This window comes from Gemmatimonadaceae bacterium (genome assembly GCA_036496605.1).
Lineage (GTDB): Bacteria > Gemmatimonadota > Gemmatimonadetes > Gemmatimonadales > Gemmatimonadaceae > AG2.
The window spans coordinates 43,425-66,852 of sequence record DASXKV010000035.1 but is presented as its reverse complement, the minus strand read 5'-3'; the positions used below and the strand labels follow the sequence as shown (position 1 = coordinate 66,852).

At 64.9% G+C, this 23,428-nt stretch carries 20 protein-coding genes; 8 read left to right on the top strand and 12 right to left on the bottom strand.

Annotated elements, in window-relative coordinates; translation table 11 throughout:
- Window positions 1–12 precede the first annotated feature (12 nt).
- The 12 genes from VGH98_13940 to VGH98_13885 all read right to left on the bottom strand — a co-directional run bounded on the left by VGH98_13940 (window position 13) and on the right by VGH98_13885 (window position 11,667).
- Window positions 13–369 (bottom strand): Minf_1886 family protein, encoded by a 357-nt coding sequence (locus VGH98_13940; protein ID HEY2377073.1) that lies wholly within the window; start codon window positions 367–369, stop codon window positions 13–15.
- A 112-nt stretch (window positions 370–481) separates the two neighbouring features.
- Complete coding sequence (locus VGH98_13935; GenBank protein HEY2377072.1) at window positions 482–1,474, bottom strand: pyridoxal-phosphate dependent enzyme; 993 nt, start codon at window positions 1,472–1,474, stop codon at window positions 482–484.
- Window positions 1,471–2,760, bottom strand: a complete 1,290-nt coding sequence (glyA, locus tag VGH98_13930; protein ID HEY2377071.1) for a serine hydroxymethyltransferase — start codon at window positions 2,758–2,760, stop codon at window positions 1,471–1,473. Before glyA ends, VGH98_13935 begins: the two co-directional genes overlap by 4 nt.
- On the bottom strand, window positions 2,760–3,251 hold the full coding sequence (rpiB, locus tag VGH98_13925; protein ID HEY2377070.1) for a ribose 5-phosphate isomerase B: 492 nt from the start codon (window positions 3,249–3,251) through the stop codon (window positions 2,760–2,762). Before rpiB ends, glyA begins: the two co-directional genes overlap by 1 nt.
- A 71-nt stretch (window positions 3,252–3,322) precedes the next feature.
- Window positions 3,323–4,393 (bottom strand): Glu/Leu/Phe/Val dehydrogenase, encoded by a 1,071-nt coding sequence (locus VGH98_13920; GenBank protein HEY2377069.1) that lies wholly within the window; start codon window positions 4,391–4,393, stop codon window positions 3,323–3,325.
- A 99-nt stretch (window positions 4,394–4,492) separates the two neighbouring features.
- Window positions 4,493–5,659 carry an acyl-CoA dehydrogenase family protein gene (locus VGH98_13915; GenBank protein HEY2377068.1) on the bottom strand — a complete coding sequence of 389 codons (1,167 nt, stop codon included), beginning with the start codon at window positions 5,657–5,659 and terminating at the stop codon, window positions 4,493–4,495.
- A 114-nt stretch (window positions 5,660–5,773) separates the two neighbouring features.
- Window positions 5,774–6,625 carry a 3-hydroxybutyryl-CoA dehydrogenase gene (locus VGH98_13910; GenBank protein HEY2377067.1) on the bottom strand — a complete coding sequence of 284 codons (852 nt, stop codon included), beginning with the start codon at window positions 6,623–6,625 and terminating at the stop codon, window positions 5,774–5,776.
- Entirely contained in the window at window positions 6,622–7,497 is an 876-nt protein-coding gene (locus tag VGH98_13905; protein HEY2377066.1) for a type II CAAX endopeptidase family protein, read from the bottom strand. Before VGH98_13905 ends, VGH98_13910 begins: the two co-directional genes overlap by 4 nt.
- Entirely contained in the window at window positions 7,494–8,057 is a 564-nt protein-coding gene (locus VGH98_13900; GenBank protein ID HEY2377065.1) for a biotin transporter BioY, read from the bottom strand. Before VGH98_13900 ends, VGH98_13905 begins: the two co-directional genes overlap by 4 nt.
- 42 nt (window positions 8,058–8,099) lie before the next feature.
- Window positions 8,100–9,299 carry an acetyl-CoA C-acetyltransferase gene (locus tag VGH98_13895; protein ID HEY2377064.1) on the bottom strand — a complete coding sequence of 400 codons (1,200 nt, stop codon included), beginning with the start codon at window positions 9,297–9,299 and terminating at the stop codon, window positions 8,100–8,102.
- A 60-nt stretch (window positions 9,300–9,359) separates the two neighbouring features.
- On the bottom strand, window positions 9,360–11,288 hold the full coding sequence (gene thrS, locus VGH98_13890; protein HEY2377063.1) for a threonine--tRNA ligase: 1,929 nt from the start codon (window positions 11,286–11,288) through the stop codon (window positions 9,360–9,362).
- 226 nt (window positions 11,289–11,514) lie between these two features.
- Complete coding sequence (locus VGH98_13885) at window positions 11,515–11,667, bottom strand: hypothetical protein (GenBank protein ID HEY2377062.1); 153 nt, start codon at window positions 11,665–11,667, stop codon at window positions 11,515–11,517.
- 125 nt (window positions 11,668–11,792) lie between these two features.
- Here VGH98_13885 and VGH98_13880 point away from each other — a divergent pair, with 125 nt between their 5' ends.
- From VGH98_13880 to purH, 8 genes are all read left to right on the top strand, one after another.
- Window positions 11,793–12,656 carry a BON domain-containing protein gene (locus tag VGH98_13880; protein ID HEY2377061.1) on the top strand — a complete coding sequence of 288 codons (864 nt, stop codon included), beginning with the start codon at window positions 11,793–11,795 and terminating at the stop codon, window positions 12,654–12,656.
- Between the two features lie 68 nt (window positions 12,657–12,724).
- A complete protein-coding gene (locus tag VGH98_13875; protein HEY2377060.1) occupies window positions 12,725–15,508 on the top strand; it encodes a valine--tRNA ligase in 2,784 nt (927 codons plus the stop codon).
- Window positions 15,496–16,869, top strand: coding sequence for an Ig-like domain-containing protein (locus VGH98_13870; GenBank protein ID HEY2377059.1), 1,374 nt, complete (start codon window positions 15,496–15,498; stop codon window positions 16,867–16,869). Before VGH98_13875 ends, VGH98_13870 begins: the two co-directional genes overlap by 13 nt.
- Window positions 16,866–18,260, top strand: a complete 1,395-nt coding sequence (gene selA, locus VGH98_13865) for an L-seryl-tRNA(Sec) selenium transferase (protein HEY2377058.1) — start codon at window positions 16,866–16,868, stop codon at window positions 18,258–18,260. The genes VGH98_13870 and selA overlap by 4 nt, the downstream gene beginning before the upstream one ends.
- The gene (locus tag VGH98_13860; GenBank protein HEY2377057.1) at window positions 18,257–18,835 is read left to right on the top strand and encodes an HAD-IIIA family hydrolase; all 579 of its coding nucleotides are present in this window, start codon (window positions 18,257–18,259) and stop codon (window positions 18,833–18,835) included. The genes selA and VGH98_13860 overlap by 4 nt, the downstream gene beginning before the upstream one ends.
- 34 nt (window positions 18,836–18,869) lie before the next feature.
- On the top strand, window positions 18,870–19,574 hold the full coding sequence (gene purN / locus VGH98_13855; GenBank protein HEY2377056.1) for a phosphoribosylglycinamide formyltransferase: 705 nt from the start codon (window positions 18,870–18,872) through the stop codon (window positions 19,572–19,574).
- Window positions 19,540–21,678 (top strand): M20/M25/M40 family metallo-hydrolase, encoded by a 2,139-nt coding sequence (locus VGH98_13850; protein ID HEY2377055.1) that lies wholly within the window; start codon window positions 19,540–19,542, stop codon window positions 21,676–21,678. Before purN ends, VGH98_13850 begins: the two co-directional genes overlap by 35 nt.
- Window positions 21,678–23,207, top strand: a complete 1,530-nt coding sequence (purH, locus tag VGH98_13845) for a bifunctional phosphoribosylaminoimidazolecarboxamide formyltransferase/IMP cyclohydrolase (GenBank protein HEY2377054.1) — start codon at window positions 21,678–21,680, stop codon at window positions 23,205–23,207. The genes VGH98_13850 and purH overlap by 1 nt, the downstream gene beginning before the upstream one ends.
- Window positions 23,208–23,428: the final 221 nt, after the last annotated feature.

Genomic DNA, 23,428 nt, shown 5'->3' with positions numbered 1-23,428 from the left:
TCGTAGCCAGCCCTAGACGGGCTGCACCCCACACCATGGATATTCGCGCTCGAACGACTCCTCGAAGTCGTAGACGCCGATGAATTCTTCGCGCGTGTCGGACGGTTGACTCATGAGCAGCTCGAGGTCGACGAGCGTGAACACGACATTACCGATGTCCGCCGTCGTGCGAACTCCCCAATGTTCGAGCACGAGCCGCGCGAGGACGCCGTAATGGTCAACTGCGAGCTCACGACAGGCGATCGCGAGCTCGCGTCCATTGATGTGGCGTCGCTCCGGCAGGCGTTGCTGACAATACTCGAGGGCCGTGAGGACGAAGAGATACGCGCGCTCGTCGAAGCGCGATTCCCGCATGCGGATGCGGTCCATGATCCCATCTCGAAACGCCAACTCGGCCACTGTGCTCGCTCGCTCCCTTCGTTCGACTGAAAAGATGTGGGCTGTCCGCCAGGTTCACAACTCCCTCGTTTGCTTCAGCGTGTCAAGCGAAAAGTCCGACTTGACCGCCTGTATGCCAGAAGACGATCGTGTGCTCGGCGCGGAACCTGCCAGCGCGAACGTACGCGATGAGAGCTGCCAGCGCCTTGGCGGTATAAGTGTGATCGACGAAGAGCGCCTCGGTGTGCGCAGCAAGGCTCTGCGCCTCCCGTGACGCAGGTGTCGCGATCCCGTAGCCGTCGCCGACGAACGTGTCGTCGACGGTCACGTGCACGCTGCGCGCCAACGCGGGGCCGTCCACCCCGGCGAGCGTTCCGAGACCATCGATGACGCCGCGCACCGTCGCCTCGATCGCCGACGCCGGATCATCGGCGCTAACGCCGACGACTCGAGTCGACACGCCGTGGAGCGCGCATCCAGCCGTCAATCCGGCCTGCGTACCGCCTGACGACGTTGCATGAATGATCGCGTCGGGCACCACACCCGCAGGAAGCTGCGACTTCAGTTCACCAATAGCGCGTACGAACGCGGCCGCGCCGACTGGTGTCGATGCACCGAGCGGTATCTCGAATGGCTTGCGACCGTCGACGCGCATACGCGAGGCGAGCGTTTGCATCGTCGTCGCACGTTGCTCACGCGACGCCACGTATTGGATCTCGGCGCCGAGGAGCGCGTCGAGCAATGCATTGGCGCGTGGCACCGGCGGCGGTGAACCGTTCGCGATGAGAACGCATTGCATACCGAGCCGAGCGGCCGTCGAGGCCGTTGCCCGCATGTGATTCGACTGCACGCCACCGACGGTGATCAGCGTGTCGGCACCACGCGCTCGCGCCTCGACGGCGACGAGGGAGAGCTTGCGAATCTTGTTGCCGCCGAAGCCGAATGGAATGGCGTCGTCCCGTTTGACGAAAATGCGCGGCGCGTTCGGACCAAGCGCCGCTCGGAGACGCTTCGCCTCGTCGAGGGGCGACGGCGGAGCGAAGAGCGGCTCCGCCGGCAGCGCGGCGAGGCGAGCGAGCGCGTCGGGCGTGCTCACCGGCCGGCGGTCGCCGACACCGGATAGAGTGGGAATGCGTTCGCGAGCTCGCGGACCTCGCCTCGGACCGCGTTTAGCACGTTTTGATCTTCCGGCGCTCGGAGCACCCGATCTATCAGATCCGCGATGCGTCGCATCTCGCCTTCTCTCATTCCGCGTGTTGTAACCGCGGGGGTTCCGATTCGGATGCCGCTCGTCACGAATGGCGACTGGGTTTCTTTCGGAACGGTATTTTTGTTGACGGTTATTCCAGAATTGTCGAGCGCGTTCTGCGCGATCTTTCCCGTTAGGCCTCTGTTGCGCAGATCGACGAGCATGAGGTGATTATCCGTCCCGCCGGAGACGATGTGGAAGCCTCGCTCGGCGAGCGCGGCGGCGAGCGCCTTCGCGTTCGTGACGATCTGACTGGCATATCGTTTGAACGCGGGGTCGAGCGCTTCGCGAAAGCAGACGGCCTTGGCGGCGATGACGTGCTCGAGCGGCCCGCCCTGCGAGCCGGGGAATAACGACTTGTCGATCGCCTTCGCATGCGCCGCTCGGCAAAGAATGAGTCCACCGCGCGGGCCACGGAGCGTCTTGTGCGTCGTCGTCGTCACGATGTCGGCGTGCGGCACAGGCGACGGATGCACGCCCGCGGCGACGAGTCCTGCGAAGTGCGCCATGTCGACCATGAAGATGGCGCCGATCTCTTTCGCGATCTCCGCGAAGGCCGCGAAATCGAGTATCCGAGAATACGCGCTGTAACCAGCCAGCACCAAACGCGGGTGATGCTCTCGCGCCTTGCGGCGCACGTCGTCATAATCGAGAAAGCCGTCGTCGGTAACACCGTAGGAGACGGCGCGAAACAACATTCCCGAGAAGTTCACCGGCGAGCCATGGGTCAGATGACCTCCATTAGAGAGATCCATGCCCAAGAAGGTGTCGCCGGGTTTTATGAAAGCCATCATTGCCGCGTAATTCGCCTGCGCGCCCGAGTGCGGCTGCACGTTCGCATGATCGGCGCCGAACAGCTCTTTCGCACGGTCGATCGCGAGCTGCTCGACTTCGTCGACCACCTCGCAGCCGCCGTAGTACCGTTTTCCCGGCAATCCTTCCGCGTACTTGTTCGTGAGCGGTGAGCCCATTGCTTCGAGTACGGCCGGCGAAACGAAGTTCTCGCTCGCGATCAGCTCGAGCCCTTCGTTCTGCCGCTGAATCTCCCTCTCGATGAGATCAGCAATATCCGGATCGGCGGCGCGCAGCGCGTCACCGGGCGGGCACCGATCCCAACTCGACCAATTCGTCATCAACGCGTCTCCGTAGGTTGAGACCGTCCCTCGTTATGCGCAGCCGCCGTGCTCGCGGCGTCGCGTTCGATCTTCTCGATGCGGCGTTCGTGCCGGCCACCCTCGAACGGCGTGTCCAGCCACGTCTGGAGAATTTGGCGCGCCTCAGCCTCGGAGAGGAAGCGGGCAGGTAGCGCGAGAACATTTGCGTCGTTGTGCCGCCGCGCCAGCTCGGCAACCTCCGGCGACCAGGCGACGGCGGCGCGAACATGCGGATACCGATTCGCGACGTAGCTCATACCGAGCCCCGTCCCACAGAGTAAAACGCCCCGGTCGGCAACGCCATCGGAGACTTGTTGGGCGAGAGGATGGGCGTAGTCAGGATAGTCGGTGGACTCCTCGCCATTGGTACCGAGATCCTTCACCGTGTAGCCCGTCTCGCGAAGCCATCGCTCGAGCTTTTCCTTGAGCTCGAACCCGGCGTGGTCGGAGGCGATCAGAATTGGAGGCATCAATGGATTTTCTGGTGGTTGGTAGTTGGTTGTTGGTGTTCACCAACGACCAACCACCCGCGGCCAACCACCTATTTGTTCGGCCACTGCGGCCAGGTACGCACCATCGCGTTCACGGCGTGAATGCGCTGCTCGGCGAGGCGGTCGGCGGCGAGGTAGGTGGGGATGCGCTCGTCCTTGGCGATCGCGAAGACGCGCAGCACCGTGTCGTAGATCTCGTCGGCTTTTCGGAAAGAGCGCGCCGACGTCCAGCCGGCCAGCTCGCTGTAGACGTTGATCACACCGCCGGCGTTGGCGACGTAGTCGGGCGTATAGAGAATCTCGTGATCCTCGAGCTCTTCGCCGTGGCGCTCGTCGAGCAGCTGATTGTTCGCCGCGCCGGCGACGATCTCGACCTTGAGCTGCGCAATCGTCTTGTCGTTGATGATCGCGCCTAACGCGCACGGCGCGAAGACGTCCGCCTGGACGGCGTAGATATCTTCGGACGCGACGGCGCGCGCCCCGAACTCGTTCGTCACACGCTTCACGCGCTCGGCATCGATGTCGGTGACGACGAGCCGCGCACCGGCCTCGTGCAGCTCTTTAGCAAGATAGTAACCGACGTGGCCGCAGCCCTGGAGCGCGATCGTGCGTCCCGAGACGTCGTCGCTATTCCAGCGCTCCTTCGCCGCTGCCTGGATCGCGCGGAACACCCCGTGCGCCGTGACGGGCGATGGATCTCCCGACCTGCCCGCGAGACCGGTGACGTAATCGGTCTCCATGTGGACGAAGTCCATGTCGGCGGTACTCGTACCGACATCCTCCGCGGTGATGTATCTGCCGCCCAAGCTCTCGACGAAGCGCCCGTGCGCGCGAAAGAGCAGCTCGCGATTCGTCGTCTTGTTGTCGCCGATGATGACCGACTTGCCGCCGCCGAGATTGAGCCCGGCGACCGCGTTCTTGTACGTCATCCCACGCGCGAGCCGCAGCGCGTCGACGATGGCCTCGTCATCGGTGGCGTAGCTCCAGAAGCGCGTGCCGCCTAACGCGGGACCGAGCACCGTGCTGTGGACGGCGATGATACCGCGATAGCCGGACGCTGCATCCTGGCAGAGCACGAGCTGCTCGTGCCCCATGCTGGCGATGGTTTCGAAGAGTTGCATGCCCGGCATCGGCGCCGACTGAACTGGACCTTCAAGTGTTGATGTTTCCATCGGAAACAGGGGGCTAGGGGCTAGGGCTTGGGGGCCTAGCACCAGTGATTATGTGCTACGCGAGTACAACTCGCGCGCAATGACAATTCTCTGAATTTCGGACGTGCCTTCGTAGATCTCGGTAACCTTCGCGTCGCGAAAGAGGCGTTCCACAGGATAGTCCTTCACATAGCCGTAGCCGCCGAAGATCTGGATCGCCTCCGACGTCGCCGCCATCGCCGTCTCGCTCGCGAACAATTTCGCCATCGCGCTGAACTGCCTCACGTGTTCTCCACGATCCTTCGCCGTCGCCGCGGCGTGGAGGAGCGCTCGGCCAGCGCTCACGCGCGTCGCGATGTCGGCGAGCTTGAACTGGATTGCCTGAAATTCCTTGATCGGCTTACCGAACTGGCGCCGCTCTGCCGCATAGCGAGACGAGAGGCGCAACGCTGCTTCGGAAATCCCGATTGCCTGCGCCGCGATCCCGAGCCGGCCATTGTCCAGCGACTGCATCGCATAAATGAAACCGCTGCCTTCCTCTCCCAGGAGATTCGCCGCCGGCACGCGCAAATTGTCGAAGCTGATCTGCACCGTGGGCGACGAGCGAAGTCCCATCTTGTCTTCTTTCTTGCCGACGCTGAACCCCGCCAAATCCGGCGTGATGATGAACGCGCTGATGCCGCGTGCACCGCGACGGTCCTTCGGCGTGTCGGTGCGAACCATCGCGAGGATGACACCTGCCTGCGTACCGCTCGTCACCCACGCCTTCGTGCCATTCAACACCCAGCACTCACCATCGCGCACGGCCTGAGCGCGGAGCGACGCAGCGTCCGAGCCCGCGTCCGGTTCCGAAAGTGCAAAGGCGCCGAGCTGCTCGCCCCGCGCCATCGGACCCAGATACCGTTTCTTCTGCTCCTCGCTTCCCCAGCGAAGAATCATCTGCGTCGGAAGCGAGTTGTGAACGCTCATCATCACCGCGATCGACGCGTCCACGGTCGCGATCTCCTCGAGCGCGACGAGATACGTGAGCATATCGAGGCCGAGGCCGTCGTGCTCCTCCGGGAGAAGCATCCCCAGGAAGCCAAGCTCGCCCAGCTTCCCCACCATCGCCGGGTCGAACTGCTGGTCGCGATCCCACCGATCGACGTTGGGCGCGATCTCTCGCTGCGCAAAATCGCGCGCGACGCGCTGTATCTCGCGTTGTTCTTCAGTTAGCGGAGTTAGAGCCCAAGCCATGGTCGTGATTTGTGATTGGTGATTGGTGGTTGGTGATTGGTGCGTTCGGATTTGCCAGCGCTTCGTTCCGGCAGTCCCTACCCGCCAACCACCGATCACCAACCACCAACAACCTCAGTACGCGTAAAATCCTCGCTTCGTCTTTCGTCCCAGCCACCCTGCCGCAACGTATTTCCTGAGTAGCGGACACGGGCGATACTTGGGATCGCCGAGACCCTCGTGCAGCACCTCGAGGATGGCGACGCAGGTATCGAGTCCGATGAGGTCCGCCAGCGCGAGCGGGCCCATCGGATGATTCATACCCAACCTCATTACGGTGTCGATCGCCTCAGCGCTGCCGACACCCTCCATCAGACAATACACGGCCTCATTGATCATCGGCATCAGCACGCGATTCGCCACGAAGCCTGGATAATCCTGCACCTCGACGGGCGTCTTTCCGACGGCCTTGCTCAGTGCGAGCACCCGCGTCGTCGTCTCCTGCGAAGTCGCAAGACCGCGGATCACTTCCACGAGCTGCATCACGGGCACCGGATTCATGAAATGCATGCCGATGACGAGTTCGGGGCGGCGAGTGCGCGCACCGATCTCGGTAATCGAGATGGAGCTCGTGTTCGACGCGAGAATCGCGTCGGAGCGCGCGCGTCGATCGAGATCACCGAAGATCTTGAATTTGAGCTCACGATTCTCGGTGACGGCTTCGATCACCAGAGAAGCATCAGCCACCGCCTCGGTCGATGATGCGGTGGTCACGCGGCTAAGAATCGAGTCCCTCTGATCGGCAACGAGTGAGCCCTTCTTGATCTGTCGCTCGAGGTTCGAAGCGATCGTCGCCCGGCCCCTGGCAAGCGCGTCGTTCGAGACGTCGATCATGGTCACCGCAAAGCCGCTCTGCGCGAAGACGTGGGCGATACCGTTGCCCATCTGGCCCGCGCCGAGTACGGCGATTTGTTCGGTCGTGGTCATTCGTCGGGAAGTTCTCGTCGGCGTGAATTGCGTCGCGCATAAAGGTAGGCGAGTCCGCCCAACATCCCGAGTCCACCCGCTGCGCCGCCTTCGGGCCCCCACACTCCGCCAGTTGCCCAGTCGGGACCGGCATCTACATAACGATAGTCCGGCGATTCGAGGGCCAGCCCGCTCACGGCGGTGTGAAAGACCACCGCCATCGTCCAGTTCCACGCGAAGTGGGCCATCCACGCTGCGTACAAGCTTCTCGTCGCGACGAGCAGCCCACCGAGAAAGACGCCAGCGAGGATGACGAGGGTGATCGACTCGACGTTCGCCCCCGAGTTCTGAAGATGCAGTAGCCCAAAGATCACGCTGGTCGCGATGAGCGTCGTACGCCAACCGAATGTTTCTCGCAACACGGTGAAGATGTAGCCGCGCGTCGCGAGCTCCTCGTAAAAGGCAGCGGGAAGCAGGACCATCGAAACACGAAGCGCCGCTCCCCCGAGGGAGCCGCTGGCGCTCGAACGCAGAGTCATCCACCCAATGGCGATGAGGAAGAGCGTCGGGAGCGCGATGGCGAAGGCCCCAAACAAGAAGCCCCGCGCAAGAAGCGCGGGGTGGGCGGCGCGCCGGTCCATCCATACATCGGACCATGGCCGATTATCGACGAAGCGCAGGGTTGTGGCGTGTCCGCCAACGAGCGCGGCGACGATGATCCACCCTTCCGACGAGAGGCGCAGCCGCGTGACTGAATACAGAAATGCTATTGCCGGCGCGATTACGATCGATGCGATGAGTCCGCAGCAGTACGTGGCCGCGAGGAAAAAGAGAAGCCGCCAAGGGGCGCGGAGCCGGCCCTCGGCCGTGAACAGCCATGCACGAGCGTTCAATCTGCCTGACGAATGCTCGGGAGGCGACGTCCGGCAATGAGCGCGGCGACGAACGCCTTGACGATATCGAGCAGCGCAAAGGGCGTGAGCCCAATAGCTATCGCTCGGCCGACGCTCTGACTGACGATCGCGAGCTGTGCGACGCCGCCGAAGAGGATCACGACGACGCCAGCGGTGGCCGCGAGCCAGCGGCCGACCAGACTCGGCTCACGGCGGGCGAGCACTCCAGCAACGAAGGCGGCCGCGGGATAAGCGATGAGATAACCGCCGGTGGGTCCGAAAAAGCGTGCGATACCCGGCGCGCCGATCGGTGCGAACACGGGCAATCCGGCGGCGCCCGCGGCGAGATAGAGGACCATGCTCGCGGCGCCCGCGGTTGGCCCGAGCATCAGGCCAGCGAGTGCGACCACGAGCGGCTGCAACGTGATTGGCACGGGCGTCAACGGCAGCGGAATCGCGACCTGCGACGCGGCGGCGAGCGCGATCGCGAAGCCGGTGATGCCGACGAGGGCGACGCGGGTATCGCGCGCAGAACGGACGGGAGTTAAGAGAGTACTCATCGACGGACGCTGGGGTAGGGGCCAGGGGGCTTTAGAGCTTCATCAATCGACACGTTCGACGCTCAGAGCAACAGCGTCGCCGCCGCCGAGGCAGAGTGTCGCGAGGCCGGTGCGCGCTCCACGATCCTGCATGGCATAGAGGAGCGTCGTCAACACCCGCGCCCCGCTCGCCCCGATCGGATGGCCGAGCGCAATCGCGCCGCCGTTGACGTTGACGCGACTCCAGTCCCAGCCAAGCTCCTGGCCGTCGGCGATCGCCTGAGAGGCAAAGGCCTCATTCGCCTCGATGAGATCGTAGTCGCCGATACGAGTACCTGTCTTCGCCATCAGGTTCCGCACGGCGTAAATCGGGGCGAAGAATAGATCTTCCGGATTCGTCGCACCAGTTGCGTAGCCCGTGATCCGCGCAAGAATCGAAAGGCCATGAGCCCGGGCGTATTCCTCACTCGCGACGACGGTCGCTGCGCCGCCATCGTTCAGGCTCGATGCGTTGCCGGCGGTGACCGTGAGTTGCTCGGCCGCCGTGCCCTGCTGCGGAAATGCAGGACGCAGCTTGGCAAGCGACTCGCGCGTTGTGTCCTTGCGCGGGCCTTCGTCGGTGTCGACGACGGTTGGACCCTTGCGACCCGGCACCGAAACTGGCGTGATCTCCGCCTTGAACTTGCCGCGCTCGATCGCGGCGGCAGCGCGTCGATGTGACTCGACGGCAAAGTCGTCCTGCATGTCGCGCGTGACGTGTGCTTTACGAGCCGTATACTCGGCGTGTCCGCCCATGTGCACGTCGCAGAAGGCGCACCAGAGGCCGTCCTTGATCATGCCGTCGACCATCTGCTGATCGCCGAGCTTCACGCCATTGCGCAAACCATAGACATAGTACGGCGCGTTGGACATCGACTCCTGACCGCCGGCGACGACGACTTCGGCGTCACCGGCGCGAATCGATTGCGCGGCGAGCATCACCGCCTTGAGTCCAGAGCCGCAGACTTTGTTGACGGTGAGCGCCGAAACGCTCGAAGGGAGACCTGCTTTGAGGGCCGCCTGGCGCGCGGGTGCCTGGCCGACGCCGCCCTGGATGACGTTGCCCATGATGACTTCGTCGATGTCGTCCGCGGGAACGCGGGAACGTTCGACGGCAGCGCGGATGGCCGCAGCGCCGAGCTCGGGGGCAGACAGCGTTGATAACCCGCCCAGGAACTTGCCGATCGGCGTCCGGGCGGCAGCGAGGATTACTGGGGTGCTCATGCCGTTCAAGCTAATGCGGGATCGAAGGGCGGGAACCGCTTCACACGTGGTTCCCGCCGTTCACGTACTCAGTGCACGCGTCTCCGACTCCCGCCTGATGCGTTCGATGAACTCCGCGACCGGGACGATCTCCTGCTTCTTCCCCGCCCCGCGCGCCCTCACGGCGATGGTTCCCGCCTCCGCTTCGCGTTTGCCGACAACGGCCATGTACGGGACCTTCATTACCTCGCCGTCACGAATTCGATAGTTGAGTGTTTCCGAACGGTCGTCGAGCGACGCGCGCAAGCCCGCCGCACGCATCTCGACCGCGATCTTCGCCGCGACCTCCTTCACCTCGTCGGAGATCGGCAACACGCGCACCTGCTCCGGTGCCAGCCACACCGGGAACGCACCCGCAAAGTGCTCGATGAGGATCGCGATGAATCGCTCGAGCGAGCCGCTCACCGCGCGGTGAATCACCACCGGACGGTGCTCGGCGTTGTCCTCGCCGACATAGAGCAGGTTGAACCGCTCCGGCGCGTTGTAGTCGAGCTGGATCGTCCCCAGCTGCCAGGCGCGACCTAACGAGTCGGTGACATCGAAATCGATCTTGGGGCCGTAAAACGCACCGTCGCCAGGCTTGAGCTCGTACGCGGCGCCCGTGGCGTCGAGCGCCGCCTTGAGCGCCGCCTCGGCGCGATCCCAGAGCGCATCGTCGCCCAGCCGCACCGGCGGCCGAGTCGCGAAACGCACCTGCGCCGTCAGACCAAACGTCGCGTAGTAGGCGAGGATGAAGCCCATCAGGAACTTGACCTCCTGCTCGATCTGATCCTCGCGCAGAAAGACGTGGCAGTCGTCCTGCTGGAACTGCCTAACGCGAGTGAGTCCGGACAGGGCGCCTGTCACCTCGTTGCGATGCAGCACGTCGAAGGTCACGAAGCGCTTGGGCAGCTCGCGGTACGAATGCCGCTTCGAGAGGTACAGCACGTAGTGCGACGGGCAGTTCATCGGCTTGAGCGACATGTCGTGCTCATTCGTCTCTTTGTCGAGTATGAGGAACATGTTCTCGCGATACTTGCCCCAGTGACCCGACTGCTCCCAGAGCGCCTTGTTGTAGATGAGCGGAGTTTTGATCTCTTGAAACTGTCCGCGTTGACGCTCGCGAATGAAGTCGACGAGTGTGTTATACAGGAACGTCCCGCGCTCGGTCCAGAAGGTGGCACCGGGCGAGACAGGACTCATCAGGAAGAGATCGAGCTCGCGACCGAGCTTGCGATGATCGCGACGCTTCGCTTCCTCGGTGCGGAAGACATACGCATCGAGATCCTCCTGCTTCCACCACGCGGTGCCGTAAATACGCTGCAACTGCTGGCGCTTCTCGTCGCCGCGCCAGTACGCGGAAGCTACGGAGGTCAGTTTGGTAGCACGCACGTACGAGGTATCTGGCACGTGCGGTCCACGACACAGATCGACAAACGGACCATCAGTGTACGTCGAGATCACCTCGCCGTCACCGAGTTCGCCGAGCCGCTCTAACTTGAGTGGATCCTCAACAAAAATCCTCTGCGCGTCTTTGCGCGACACTTCTGCGCGCACGAAGGGGTACTTCTCCTCGGCAACCTTGCTCATCTCCGCCTCGAAGGCGGCGAGATCCTCGGGTGTGAAGGGCTTGTCGACCTCGAAGTCGTAGTAGAAGCCATCCTCGATCGCCGGACCGAACCCGATCTTCGCCTCGGGACGGAGACGACGCACGGCAGTCGCGAGAACGTGCGCCGCCGAGTGACGAAGCACCTCGAGCGAGCGTGGATCTTTCCGCGTCAGGACGCGGAAGGATCCACTCGATCGGAGCGGCGTCATGAGATCCTGAATCTGGCCATCGATCTCGACGGCGATCGCGTCGCGCAACAACCGCTCACCGATCGACCGCACGACTTCACTCGGCAGCGTCCCGCGCGACACCGTGCGAGTGGCGCCATCGGGAAGCGTGAGTGTGATCTCGTCGGTTTGCATTGGTGGCTGGTTGCTGGTGGTTGGTGGTTGGTGGTTGGTGGTTGGTGGTTGGTGGTTGGTGGTTGGTGGTTGGTGGTTGGTGGTTGGTGGTTCGTGGCTCGTCGCTAGCAATTACCAATAACCAACGACCAACGACCAACGACCAACGACCAACTACCAACTACCACGTCAAACGAGGCGTCGCCGCGGCGACGCCTCGAGGGCGAATAGCGGCGATGCCGGTATGCTACAGCAGTGGCGTCAACAACCGCGTGTAGCGGAAGAACAGCACGAGACCGACGATCAACGCGATCGCCACGGCGGCCCATAGCGAGAAGCGAACGATCGACGGACGCTCCTCCTTCGCGGATGCGGAAGTATCGAGTTGTGAATCGGCCATGAGACGTCGAAAAATGCGATGAGTTGAGGAACCGTAGGTGGCCTTCTTCTTGCACGCCTGTCGCTAGACGATTGTGCGCGTAAGTTACCCTTTGTCAATTACCTCCGCCACAGGGACACCTGACGATGTCACCATTCCGCTATCGCGATGACGAGTCGTCGACCGGCACGATTGTAGGCGTCTTGGTGGGCGCGCTTGCTGGATTTGCCGCGGGCATGTTCGTCGCGCAGCGGGTTGGTGGATTCGGCGGACTCACCTCGAAGATTCGAAGGCGCGCTGGCGGTCGCTTCTTCGCGGCAGCGCCAGAGGCCGAGGACGAAGAGCTCGAGGAGTACGAAGAGGACGAGCTCGAGTCGGAGGAGTCCGACGAGTCGCTCGAAGAGCGCGTGCTCGAAGCATTCCGCAACGACCCGATCCTCAGCGAGCGCGCAGTCGACATCGGATCGATCGGTGATGGAATCATCGAGCTCGCGGGCTGGGTAGAGTCCGACGACGAAGCCGAGCACGCGGTCACGATCGCCCGCGGGGTGCCCGACGTCGACACGGTCGTGAACCGCATGTCCATTGGCGACGAAGAGCGCCGGCTTCGCGAATCCTCGCGCCGCGTGCGGCAGGGCGATCCGTCGCTGACGGAGACTGGCTGGGAAGGACGCACCGTTGGGACTGGTCGCCGGCGTCAGGGGACGTCACAGGAACCCGATCGTCATGCGTCGCCGAAAGTGGAGCTCGAGGATCGGTGGATGAGTACGGAAGCCGAGCTTCGCAACGCGGCGGACGACACCGAAGGGCTCGCGGAGCGACGTCGCGGCGGCGGCAAGCGCACCGTTCGCGGCGATCGCACAGGCGGCGCACCAGTCGCGCCGACTGGTGTACCCAAGGCAGATCACGTAGCGCGTGGACGCGACGTCGATGTACAAGGCGCGCGTGTCGACGCGGCCCGCGAACCCGGCGGCGAACGCACGGACTTTGGCGACACGAGTCGCACATAGTAAGTCCTCGTTCCTGTCCGACCATCAGCGAGCCGCAGCGATGCGGCTCGTTTACTTTTCTGCCATTCATGACTGAGCTCCCTGACAGATACGACCCCGCGACAACGGAGTCCGAGGTCTACGAACAGTGGTTGGAGCACGGGTCGTTTGCGGCCGATGCGACGCGATCGTCGCGCATCGGCGGCGATCGCGCGCCCTTCACCATCGTCATGCCGCCGCCTAACGTGACCGGCATTCTCCACGTCGGTCATGGGCTCACCTACACCGTGCAGGATGTCCTCGTTCGCTGGGCGCGGATGCGTGGGACTGAAACACTCTGGGTCCCTGGGACGGATCACGCCGGCATCGCGACGCAGAACGTCGTCGAGCGGCTGATCGCTCAGGAGGGAAAGACGCGCTTCGATCTCGGACGTGAGACGTTCGTAATGCGGACGAGAGCGTTCGTCGAGGAGAAGGGCGGCGTCATTCTCAAACAGCTGCGCGCGATCGGGGCGTCGGCCGACTGGGATCGCACGGCGTACACGCTCTCGCCGGAGCTGTCGCGCGCGGTGCGTGAGTCGTTCGTGCGCCTGTACGAGCGCGGCCTGATCTACAAGGGCCACCGCGTGATTCACTGGTGCCCGCGCTGTCTCACGTCGCTGAGCGATGAGGAAGCGGAATTTCAGGACGAGCCGGGCTCGTTGTTTCACATCAAGTATCCGCTCTCCGACGATCCATCGCGCAGCGTCACGATTGCGACGACGCGGCCGGAGACGATGCTCGCCGATGTCGCCGTCGCGGTGAATCCGAAGGACGAGCGATATCGCGCGCTGATCGGGAAAACCGTGCGGCTTCCGATCGTGCACGTCGATATCCCGATCATTGCGGACGACTATGCCGATCCGGAGTTTGGTACGGGCGTGGTCAAGATCACACCGGCGCACGACGCGAACGATTTCGACGTGGGGAAGCGCCACGGGTTGTCCGCTCCCGTCGTGATCGACGAGACCGGCACGATGCGCGAGGAGCGCGATTCCGCCGGGCGTGTGCCCGCCGAGCTGCAGGGATTGGATCGCTTCGAGGCACGCGACCGGATCGTCGGGCTGCTCGAGGCCGAGCGCGCTCTCGCTCGCGTCGAAACGCACGAGCATGCCGTTAGGCACTGCTATCGTTGCGATACGGTGGTCGAGCCGCGCCTGTCCGATCAATGGTTCGTCAAGATGGCGCCCCTCGCGGAGCCGGCGCTCGCGGCCGTCCGCACCGGAGCGATCCGCATCCTGCCCGAACGGTGGGAAGCGGTGTACGTGAACTGGATGGAGAACATCCGCGACTGGAACATCTCGCGACAGCTCTGGTGGGGTCACCGAATTCCGGTCTGGTATTGCGACGACTGCGATCCACCGCAGAATGTCATCGTCAGTCGCGAGGATGTCGCTCGTTGTCCGTATTGCGAGGGTCCCGTGCGGCAGGATGAGGACGTGCTCGATACGTGGTTCTCATCCTGGCTCTGGCCCTTGTCGACGCTGGGCTGGCCTAACGAGGAGGCGCGAGACCTCAAGGCCTTCTATCCAACCGACGTGCTCGTCACGGCACCGGAGATTCTCTTCTTCTGGGTCGCGCGCATGATCATGGCCGGTTACGCGTTCCTCGGGCGCGCGCCGTATCACACGGTGTACCTGCACGGCACGGCACGCGACACCCAGCATCGCCGGATGTCGAAGTCGCTCGGCAACGGCGTGGATCCGCTGGACGTCGTGACGCTCTATGGGGCCGACGCCTTTCGCTGGACGCTCATTGCTGGTCTCGGAATCGGCGCCGACGTCATTCTCGACCCGGCGGATCTCGAGAAGTCATTTTCGCCCGGACGCAACTTCGCGACGAAGCTCTGGAACATCGGCCGGTTCCTGCTCTCGAATCTCGGCGACGCACCCGTTCAACCACTGAGCGCCGTCGATCAACGGCAATTGACGCTGCCGGACGCCTGGGTGCTCGATCGGCTCGACGCGGCAATCGCGGAGTGCGATGCCGCGTTAGGTCCGCTGCAGCCGACGGCGCCGTCCGATGGCGTCGACAAGCGGATCTGGCGTGAAGACGAGCGTTACCTGGGGCTGCGCCTCAATGAATACGCCGAGTCGGCCCGGCGGTTCGTCTGGAACGAGGTCGCCGATTGGTACCTCGAGTCCCTGAAGGGGCGGCTCGCTCCCGACGCCGAGCCTAACGATCGCGAGGTCGCGCGCTCGGTGCTGCTGCATGTCTTCGACGGTGCGCTCCGCCTGCTCCATCCGATCGTACCGTTCATTACCGAGGCGTTGTGGCAGAAGCTGCCGGGGCGGTCCGCGGGAGAAAATCTCGTGCGCGCCAGCTGGCCGGGGGGAACGTCTCGGGACGGAGCCCCGAGAGGCGCGGACTTCGAGCTCGTTCGCGACGCGGTGCTTGGTATTCGGCAGATTCGCGGCGATTACAACGTCGCACCGGGCAAAGCACTCGATGCCTCCATTCTCGCCAGGAGCGATGCGCGAGTCTATGAGGAGAATGCGGACACGATCGGGCGCCTGGCGCGAGCGCGCGTGACCGTGTCGTCGGGCGTTGGAGAGGGACCCGAAGGCGCAGCGCACGTGCTCTTGCGCGGCGGGAGCGAAGTCATCGTACCGCTCGCGGGGCTGATCGACGTCGACAAGGAGTGTTCGCGGCTTCGCGGCGAGCTCGAAGCATTGGACAAGCAGATCATGTCGCGAGAGCAACGTTTAGCGAATCCGAAATACGTGGAGCGCGCGCCGGAGCATGTCGTCCGCAGCGATCGGGCAACACTCGAGGAGATGGTCTCGAAGCGTGGGCAACTCACCGAGAAGGTGCGAGCGTTGTGCGGCACCTGACGCGCTGGCTCGTCGGCGCGCTCGGCGCCGTGTTGACGTTCGGATGCGCGAATCGCGGCGGGCTCGGGCCACCGGGTGGTCCCGTCGACCCGACACCGCCCCGAGTGACCCTGGTGACGCCGGAATCCGGTAGCGTGAACCAGCGTGCGGGCTCGGTTCGCTTCGAGTTCAACAAGGTCATTAACGACAATCCGAGCGGTGGACAGCTCGATCGGTTTTTCCTCATCTCGCCGACAGACGGGGATCCGCGCGTGAACTGGCATCGCGATCGGATCGACGTGCGGCCGCGACACGGCTTTCGCGCGAACACTGCCTACACCGTAACGTTGCTGCCGGGACTCGCTGACGTCCGCGGAAATCAGATGAAGCAAGGCGGTGCCACCGTGTTTTCGACCGGCGCGACGATTCCGCAGTTTGGTATCCTCGGAACCATCTTCGATTGGACGGCCGAGCGTCCAGCGGGGGGCGCACTCATCGAGGCCATCTCGCGACCCGATAGCGTCCTGTACATCACGGCGGCCGACTCGTTAGGCCAGTACGTGGTGGGTCCGCTCAAACCCGGACGTTACACGCTCCTGGGCTTTCTCGATCGCAACAACAATCGAATCCTCGACAATGCCGAGATGTGGGACAGCGCCACGGTCATCATCGGCCAGGTACGCCCCGTCGTCGAGCTGCTCGCGATCTCGCGAGACACGTTCCCGCCGCGCATGACGGCGGCGTCGCGCGAAGACAGCGCGACGATGCGCGTGACATTCGATCGGGCACTCGATCCAAAAATGCCATTGACGCCGGCGCTCTTTCGGCTCCAGAAATCCGATTCGACGCAGGTTGCGATCGCGTCGGTGATTGGAGCGCGGGCCGCTGCAGATAGTGCGGCTCGGCGCGACTCGACGCGACGCGATAGCACCGCGCGGCGGGACACAACCGTACGGCGCGACACAACCGCACGGCGCGATACCATTCCGGTGCGCGCCGCGGCACCGCCGGGTGCACCACCGTCGATCGTGCCGCTCCCAGCACCAACGCCGGCGCGCGCGCCGGCAGGACAGCCGGCCGGACCGCGACTCGTGCCGCGCATTGGGACCGCGCCACCACCGCCGAAACCATCGGTGCCGGGACCGGAGAGTACGGTGCTGCTCAAGATCGCGTCGCCGGCGCTGCTCGAACCGGGGGTGACATATCGCGTCACGGCGCGCAACGTTCGGAACATCGTTGGGCGCGCCGGAACCAGCACGCGGACGGTGACGATGCCGAAGGTGCCGCTGCCAACTGCGAAGGACTCTCTCAAGCGTGATTCGACGCGGGTTCGCGACACGACGCGCACGGCGCCTCCTCGCAGGCCACCGAGTCACCGATGATTCGCGGCGCGTCCGCGCCTAACGCCGACCCGCGGCGCAGCTTGCCGAGCGTCAACACGCTGCTCGAGATGCCGGGCATGCACGCGTTGCTCGAGCGGGCGCCGCGGGCGAGCGTCGTCGATGCGGTCCGAGCCGTCATCGACGCCGCGCGCGTAGGCGACGGCGCTCCGCATGACGAGGATGCATGGGTGGCGGCCGTCGATCGTGAGCTGGCGCGCATCGTACGTCCATCCCTGCGGCCGGTCATCAACGCGACCGGCGTTGTGCTGCACACGAACCTCGGCCGCGCGCCACTTCCCGAAGCCGCCGTCGCCGCAATCGCGTCGGTCGCCAGTGGCTACTCCAATCTCGAGTATGACATCGAGACCGGCGCTCGCGGTTCTCGCTACGTGCACTGCGCCGCGCTCCTGCGCGAGCTCACCGGCGCCGAAGACGCGCTCGTCGTCAACAACTGCGCAGCGGCGCTCGTCCTCGCGCTCAACACGTTCGCCGATCGACGCGGCGCTATCATTTCGCGCGGCGAGATGGTGGAGATCGGTGGCAGCTTCCGCATTCCCGAAATCATGGAGCGAAGCGGTGCGCGGCTCGTCGAGGTCGGCACGACCAATCGGACGCACGTCGACGACTACCGTCGCGCGTTAGGCGACCCGAACGCGATTGGCGCCCTGCTCAAGGTCCATCGCAGCAACTTCGCGATCGAGGGATTCGTGGCCGAGGCGTCGGTCGCCGAGCTGCAACCGATCGCCGTGGGTGCGGGCGTGCCCATCATTCACGATCTCGGCAGCGGCCTGCTCATCTCGCTCGAGGCCTTCGGCCTAACGGGCGAGCCGACAGCGCGCGAGGCGCTCAGCGCGGGCGCGACGCTCGTTACGATGAGCGGCGATAAGCTGCTTGGCGGACCACAAGCCGGACTGATCGTCGGCGAGCGAGACGCAATCGCCTCGTTACGCCGGAATCCGCTCGCGCGGTCGTATCGCGTGGACAAACTCACGCTCGCGGCGCTCGAGGCAACGTTGGCGTTGTATCGCGAGCCCGCGCAGGCCATGCGCGACGTCCCCGTGCTCGCGATGCTGGGCGCATCGATCGACGGTCTGCGCCGGCGTGCCCAGGCGCTGAGTGACGCGCTCGGCGCATTCGCTGGATTCATCGAGATCGCAGACAGCGAGGCCAGCGTTGGTGGAGGTGCATTCCCCACGGCGAAGATTCCGTCCGTCGCACTCTCGCTCGCCCGCGACGCGACCGCGCTGGAGAACACGCTTCGACTTGGCGAGCGCGCCGTGATCGGTCGCGTTGCGGAGGGCAAAATGCTGCTCGACGTGCGCACCGTGTTACCGCGCGACGACCGCGCGCTCGCCACGGCCCTTATCGCAGCACTGCATACGCGCTCGTGAGTACGTCGGTCCCCCGCGCGGCGGCGTTTCTGGATCGCGACGGAACGATCATCGACGACGCCCACTACATCGCCGATCCGAAGCTCGTTGCGCTACGCCCGGGCGCCGGGGCCGCGATTGCGCAACTCAATCGGGCCCACGTGCCAGTCATTGTCGTCACGAATCAATCGGGGATTGCGCGTCACTTGCTGAGCCGGGCGGATTACGACCGCGTCGCCTCACGAATGGCCGAGCTGCTCGCGGAGCATCGCGCGCACGTCGACGCGACGTATGTCTGTCCGCATCATCCCGATTTCGACGGCGAATGCGACTGCCGAAAGCCGGGCACGCTGTTGTTCCGTCAGGCCGCCAACGATCTGCATCTCGATCTCGAGCGCTCGACCTACATCGGCGATCGGTGGCGCGACGTCGCGCCCGGAGTCGCGCTGGGCGGGCGCCCGATGCTGATCGTCGACGACGACACGCGCCTCGACGAGCGCGAGCGCGCCGAGGGTGCAGGAGTGGAGTTGGTCATGTCTCTCGCCGAAGCAGTGGAACGAGTCCTGGCCTCGACGCTCTACGAGCCACTCCACTAGCCACTGCACCGTGGTGGTGCCTACTTTCCGCGCCGTGACCCGAACGCGCATCGCCGTGCTCGCATCCGGCGGCGGGACGAATCTTCAAGCGATCCTCGAGCATCTCGAGCATCTCGGCGAACGACGCTGCGGTGAGGTCGTCGTCGTCGCGAGCGATCGCGCCGACGCGGGTGCGCTCGCTCGAGCGCGCGCGCGCGGGATCGCGGTCGCGACCATCGCCGCTGCGCAGGAGCGAGCCGGCCTCGATCTCGAGGCGGTGCTCGCCGAACACGCGGTCGAGCTCGTGGCGCTCGCCGGATACCTGCGGTACGTGCCGACGGCCGTCGTTACTCGTTATGCAGGCCGGATCGTCAACGTCCATCCATCGCTGCTTCCCTCGTTCGGAGGACCCGGGATGTATGGCCGGCGAGTGCATGATGCCGTGCTCGCCGCAGGCGTGACGGTCACGGGCGTCACCGTCCACTTCGTCGACCAAGTGTACGACCGTGGGCGGATCATTGCGCAGTGGCCGGTGCCGGTTCTCGCCGGTGACGACTGCGGCTCGCTCGCGGCGCGCGTGCTGCGTGTCGAGCACCTGCTCTATCCGCGCGTCGTCGATGCCGTTGCCGGAGGACGCGTGACCTTGGCGTCATGCGAGGTCGGGCCGTGCGTGACCGGGCCACGCGACGCCGAGTTTACCATGCTCTCACGAAAGGATGATTGCCTTGCCGAAGCCATCGATCGCGCGCTTGCCTGCTGACGGGTGCGCTCTGCTCTTCGCGGCGGCGCTGACGACGACGCTTGCGGCGCCGTCGCATGCTCAGGACAAGCTCACGTATGCGCACGCGCTCACGACATGGATCGCGGTTCCGGCGACGCCCGGCAACGAGGACCAGGCCACGGGTCGCATTCAGTCGGCGACGCGCGGCTTCGCGCGCGATGCCCTCGGCAATCTCGTTAGGCGCGTCGGCTCGGGAAAGCCGCGCCGCGTGCTCGCTTGCGGCATCGACGAGGTCGGCTACGCCGTGAGTGAGATTACCGACGAGGGCTACCTCAGAGTGCATCCAGCCGGGAATGGGCGCCGCGGTGCATTGTGGGACCAGTTCCACGAGGGGCAACGCGTGTACGTCGTCGGCCACGCCGGCGATGTGGAGCGATACATTCCCGGCGTCGTCGGCGTCCGCAGCACACACCTCTGGCGCCGCCGGTCCGCTGAGGATACGCCGGCGGGTGTTGAGGATCTTTGGATCGACATCGGCGCGCGCTCTCGCGCCGACGTCGCGCACCTTGGCATCCAGATCCTCGATGCCGTGCATCGCGAGTGGCCGTCATGGACATTCGCGGACCACGTCGCCGGGCCCGGTGCCGCGAATCGCGCGTCATGCGCCGCCATCGTCGCCGCGAGCCAGGCGGCTGCGCCGAAGTCCGGCGAGACCATCTTCGTCGTGAGCACGCAGAGCCGATTCAACTTCACGGGATTGAGCGCCGTGCTCGCGCGGCTCGGCCAGATCGATACGCTCATCGTGCTCGACGAGGCGCTCGCGCGCGCGGGAACGATGTTGGCCGGACCGCGCGCGAGTCCCTGGAGTGCGATGCCACGCGTGCAGGTGACGACATCGCTGGCCGCCGTGCCGCAGACGCGCTGGACGGGTACCCTCGTCGAGAGCATCAGCGAGGAAGACCTCCGCGATCTCTTTACCACCGTGGCGAGGTTGGCCGGCATCCCAGGCACGCCGCCGCCGATCATGCTCGCGCGCGTCTGGGCCCCGCCACCGCCCTCGGTGCTGCACGATAGCCTCTCTCGTTATGCAGACCTGCTCGGCCGCCTCGCCGACGTCTACGGCGTGGCTGGCCACGAAGCGGCGATGCGCGACGCCGTGAAAGAAGCACTGCCGGCCTGGGCGCGCGATTCCGTCGTCACCGACAGCGCTGGCAATCTGTATCTCGCGATGGGCCCCGATCGCGACACCACCGTTTTCGTCGCGCACATGGACGAAGTCGGTTTCGAGGTCTCACATATCGCGAAGGACGGCACGGTGTCGCTGCGGACGCGCGGTGGCTTCTTCGAGTCTCTCTGGGAAGGTCAGACGGCGCTGCTGCATCGCAACGATGACAAGATCCCGGCCCGTGACGCTCGGTCATGCGGCGCCGCGCGCGAAGGACCGCTCCGTGGCGTCTTCGTTCCCCGAGACAGCGCGCCGCACAAACAGCCAACGCAGCTCACCGCCTGGTTCGGCCTCGACTCGGCGGCCCTCGTGAAGGCGGGCGTTACAATCGGGGACGCTGTCACGAGCTACAAATGCTCGGCACGGCTTGCGACCACCCGCTTCACCGCGCGCTCGATCGACGACCGGGCGGGCGACACCGCGATGCTGATCGCCCTCGAGTCGATCGAACGCGCGAAGCTCGATCACAAAGTGATCTTCGCCTGGTCAGTGCGCGAGGAGAGCGGCCTCGAGGGCGCGCGAGGTCTCGCAGCGGAGTTCGGACCAAGCGTGAGCCGCGTCTACGCGATCGATACCTTCGTCTCGAGCGATTCGCCGCTCGAGAGCTCGCGTTTTGCAGACGCGAAACTCGGCGAGGGCGCCGTGGCGCGAGCGCTGGACAACTCGAGCGTGACGCCCCCTGAGGAAGTCGACCGCATAACGAGACTGGCGCGCATCAACCGCATCCCATTGCAGGTTGGAACGACGAATGGCGGCAACGACGGCTCCGAGCTCGCACACTACGGCGCGCTCGATGATCCGCTGGGTTGGCCCTCACGATACAGCCACTCCCCTGCCGAGCTGCTCGACCTTCGCGACATTCATTCGCTCTCGCGAATAATCGCGGCGCTCGCGATGACTGGTGGAGGCGCCCGCTGATGCGCGCGCTCATCTCCGTCTCCGACAAAACCGGCGTCGTCGACTTCGCACGCGGCATTGTGGAGCTCGGATGGGAGATCGTATCGACCGGCGGCACCGCGCGCGCGTTGCGTGACGCCGGCCTCGCGCCGCGCGACGTCAGTGACATCACCGGCGTACGCGAGATGCTCGATGGGCGCGTAAAGACGCTGCATCCCGCGGTGCACGGGGGCTTGCTCGCGCGACGCGATAACCCCGAGCACATGAAGACGCTCGAGGCCGAAAAGATCTCGCCAATCGATCTCGTCGCTGTGAATCTGTACCCCTTCCGCGCCACGGCCGCGCGCAGCGGCGTGAGTCCGGAGGAAGTGATCGAGCAGATCGACATCGGCGGCCCGAGCATGTTGCGATCCGCCGCGAAGAATTTCGACGCAGTGCTGGTCGTCGTCGAGCCGCGCGACTACCCGCGCGTGCTCGCGGCATTGAAGGTCGAAGACGACGATTGGGATCTCCGCCGTTTGCTCGCCGAGAAAGCATTTGCTCATACCGCGGGGTACGACGCGGCAATCGCGGCGTGGTTCGCCCAGCAGCGACAGGAAAAGTTTCCTGAAACCGTGACGCTCTCGGTCGCTCGACAGCAGAAGCTGCGTTACGGAGAGAATCCGGATCAGGCCGCGGCGTTCTACGTCGACTTTCCCGCAGCCGGGCTGTCGTCACTCGTGCAGCGCGGTGGAAAGGAGTTGTCGTTCAACAATCTCCTCGATCTGGAGGGTGCGTTGCTGACCGTCGATCCGTACGCGGCCGAGACCGCGTGCGCGATCATCAAGCATACGACACCGTGCGGTCTCGCCGTCGGAGCGAGTGCGTTGGACGCGTATCGAAAAGCGCTGGCGTGCGATCCGGTCTCCGCGTTCGGATCCGTGATCGCGTTCACCGTGCCCGTCGACGAAGCGACGGCCGATGCCGTCTCGAGCTTGTTCGTCGAGTGCATCGTCGCGCCGTCGTTCAGCGAGGAGGCCGTCGAGATTCTCGGCCGCAAGAAGAACCTGCGCGTGCTCGAGGGTCGCGCGTCGTGGCCCACGCACGCGCTGGACTACAAGCGCGTACGCGGCGGCGTGCTGGTGCAGGAGCGTCCCCATACCGTGATCGACGACGAAGGGTGGAAGCTTGCGACGACGCGTGAGCCGACGGCCGACGAGCGCCGCGATCTTCTTTTCGTCTGGCGCGCGGTGGCGGCCGTGAAATCGAACGCGATTGTGCTCGCGCGCGACGGCGCAACGATCGGCATCGGCGCCGGACAGATGTCGCGCGTCGACGCCGCCTTTCTCGCGGTACACAAGGCTCAGCAGCAAGGACTGGACACGAAGGGCGCGGTCCTGGGCTCCGACGCGTATTTCCCCTTCCGCGACGGCGTCGATCAAGCTGCCGAAGCCGGTGTGACCGCGATCGTCCAGCCCGGCGGATCCGTCCGTGATGGCGAGGTGATTGCCGCAGCGAACGAGAGGGGGATCGCGATGGTGCTGACGGGTAAGAGACAATTCCGCCATTGAAGGGTGAAGGGCCGGAGGGCGTCGAGAGGGGCGCGTCGAGAGGGCGCGTCGAGAACGGCGCGTCGAGAACAGCGCGTCGAGAACAGCGCGTCGAGAACAGCGCGTCGAAAAGAGCGCGTCGAAAAGAGCGCGTCGAAAAGAGCGCGTCGAGAGGGGCGCGTCGAGAGGGGCGCGTCGAGAGGGGCGCGTCGAGAACGGCGCGTCGAGAACGGCGCGTCGAA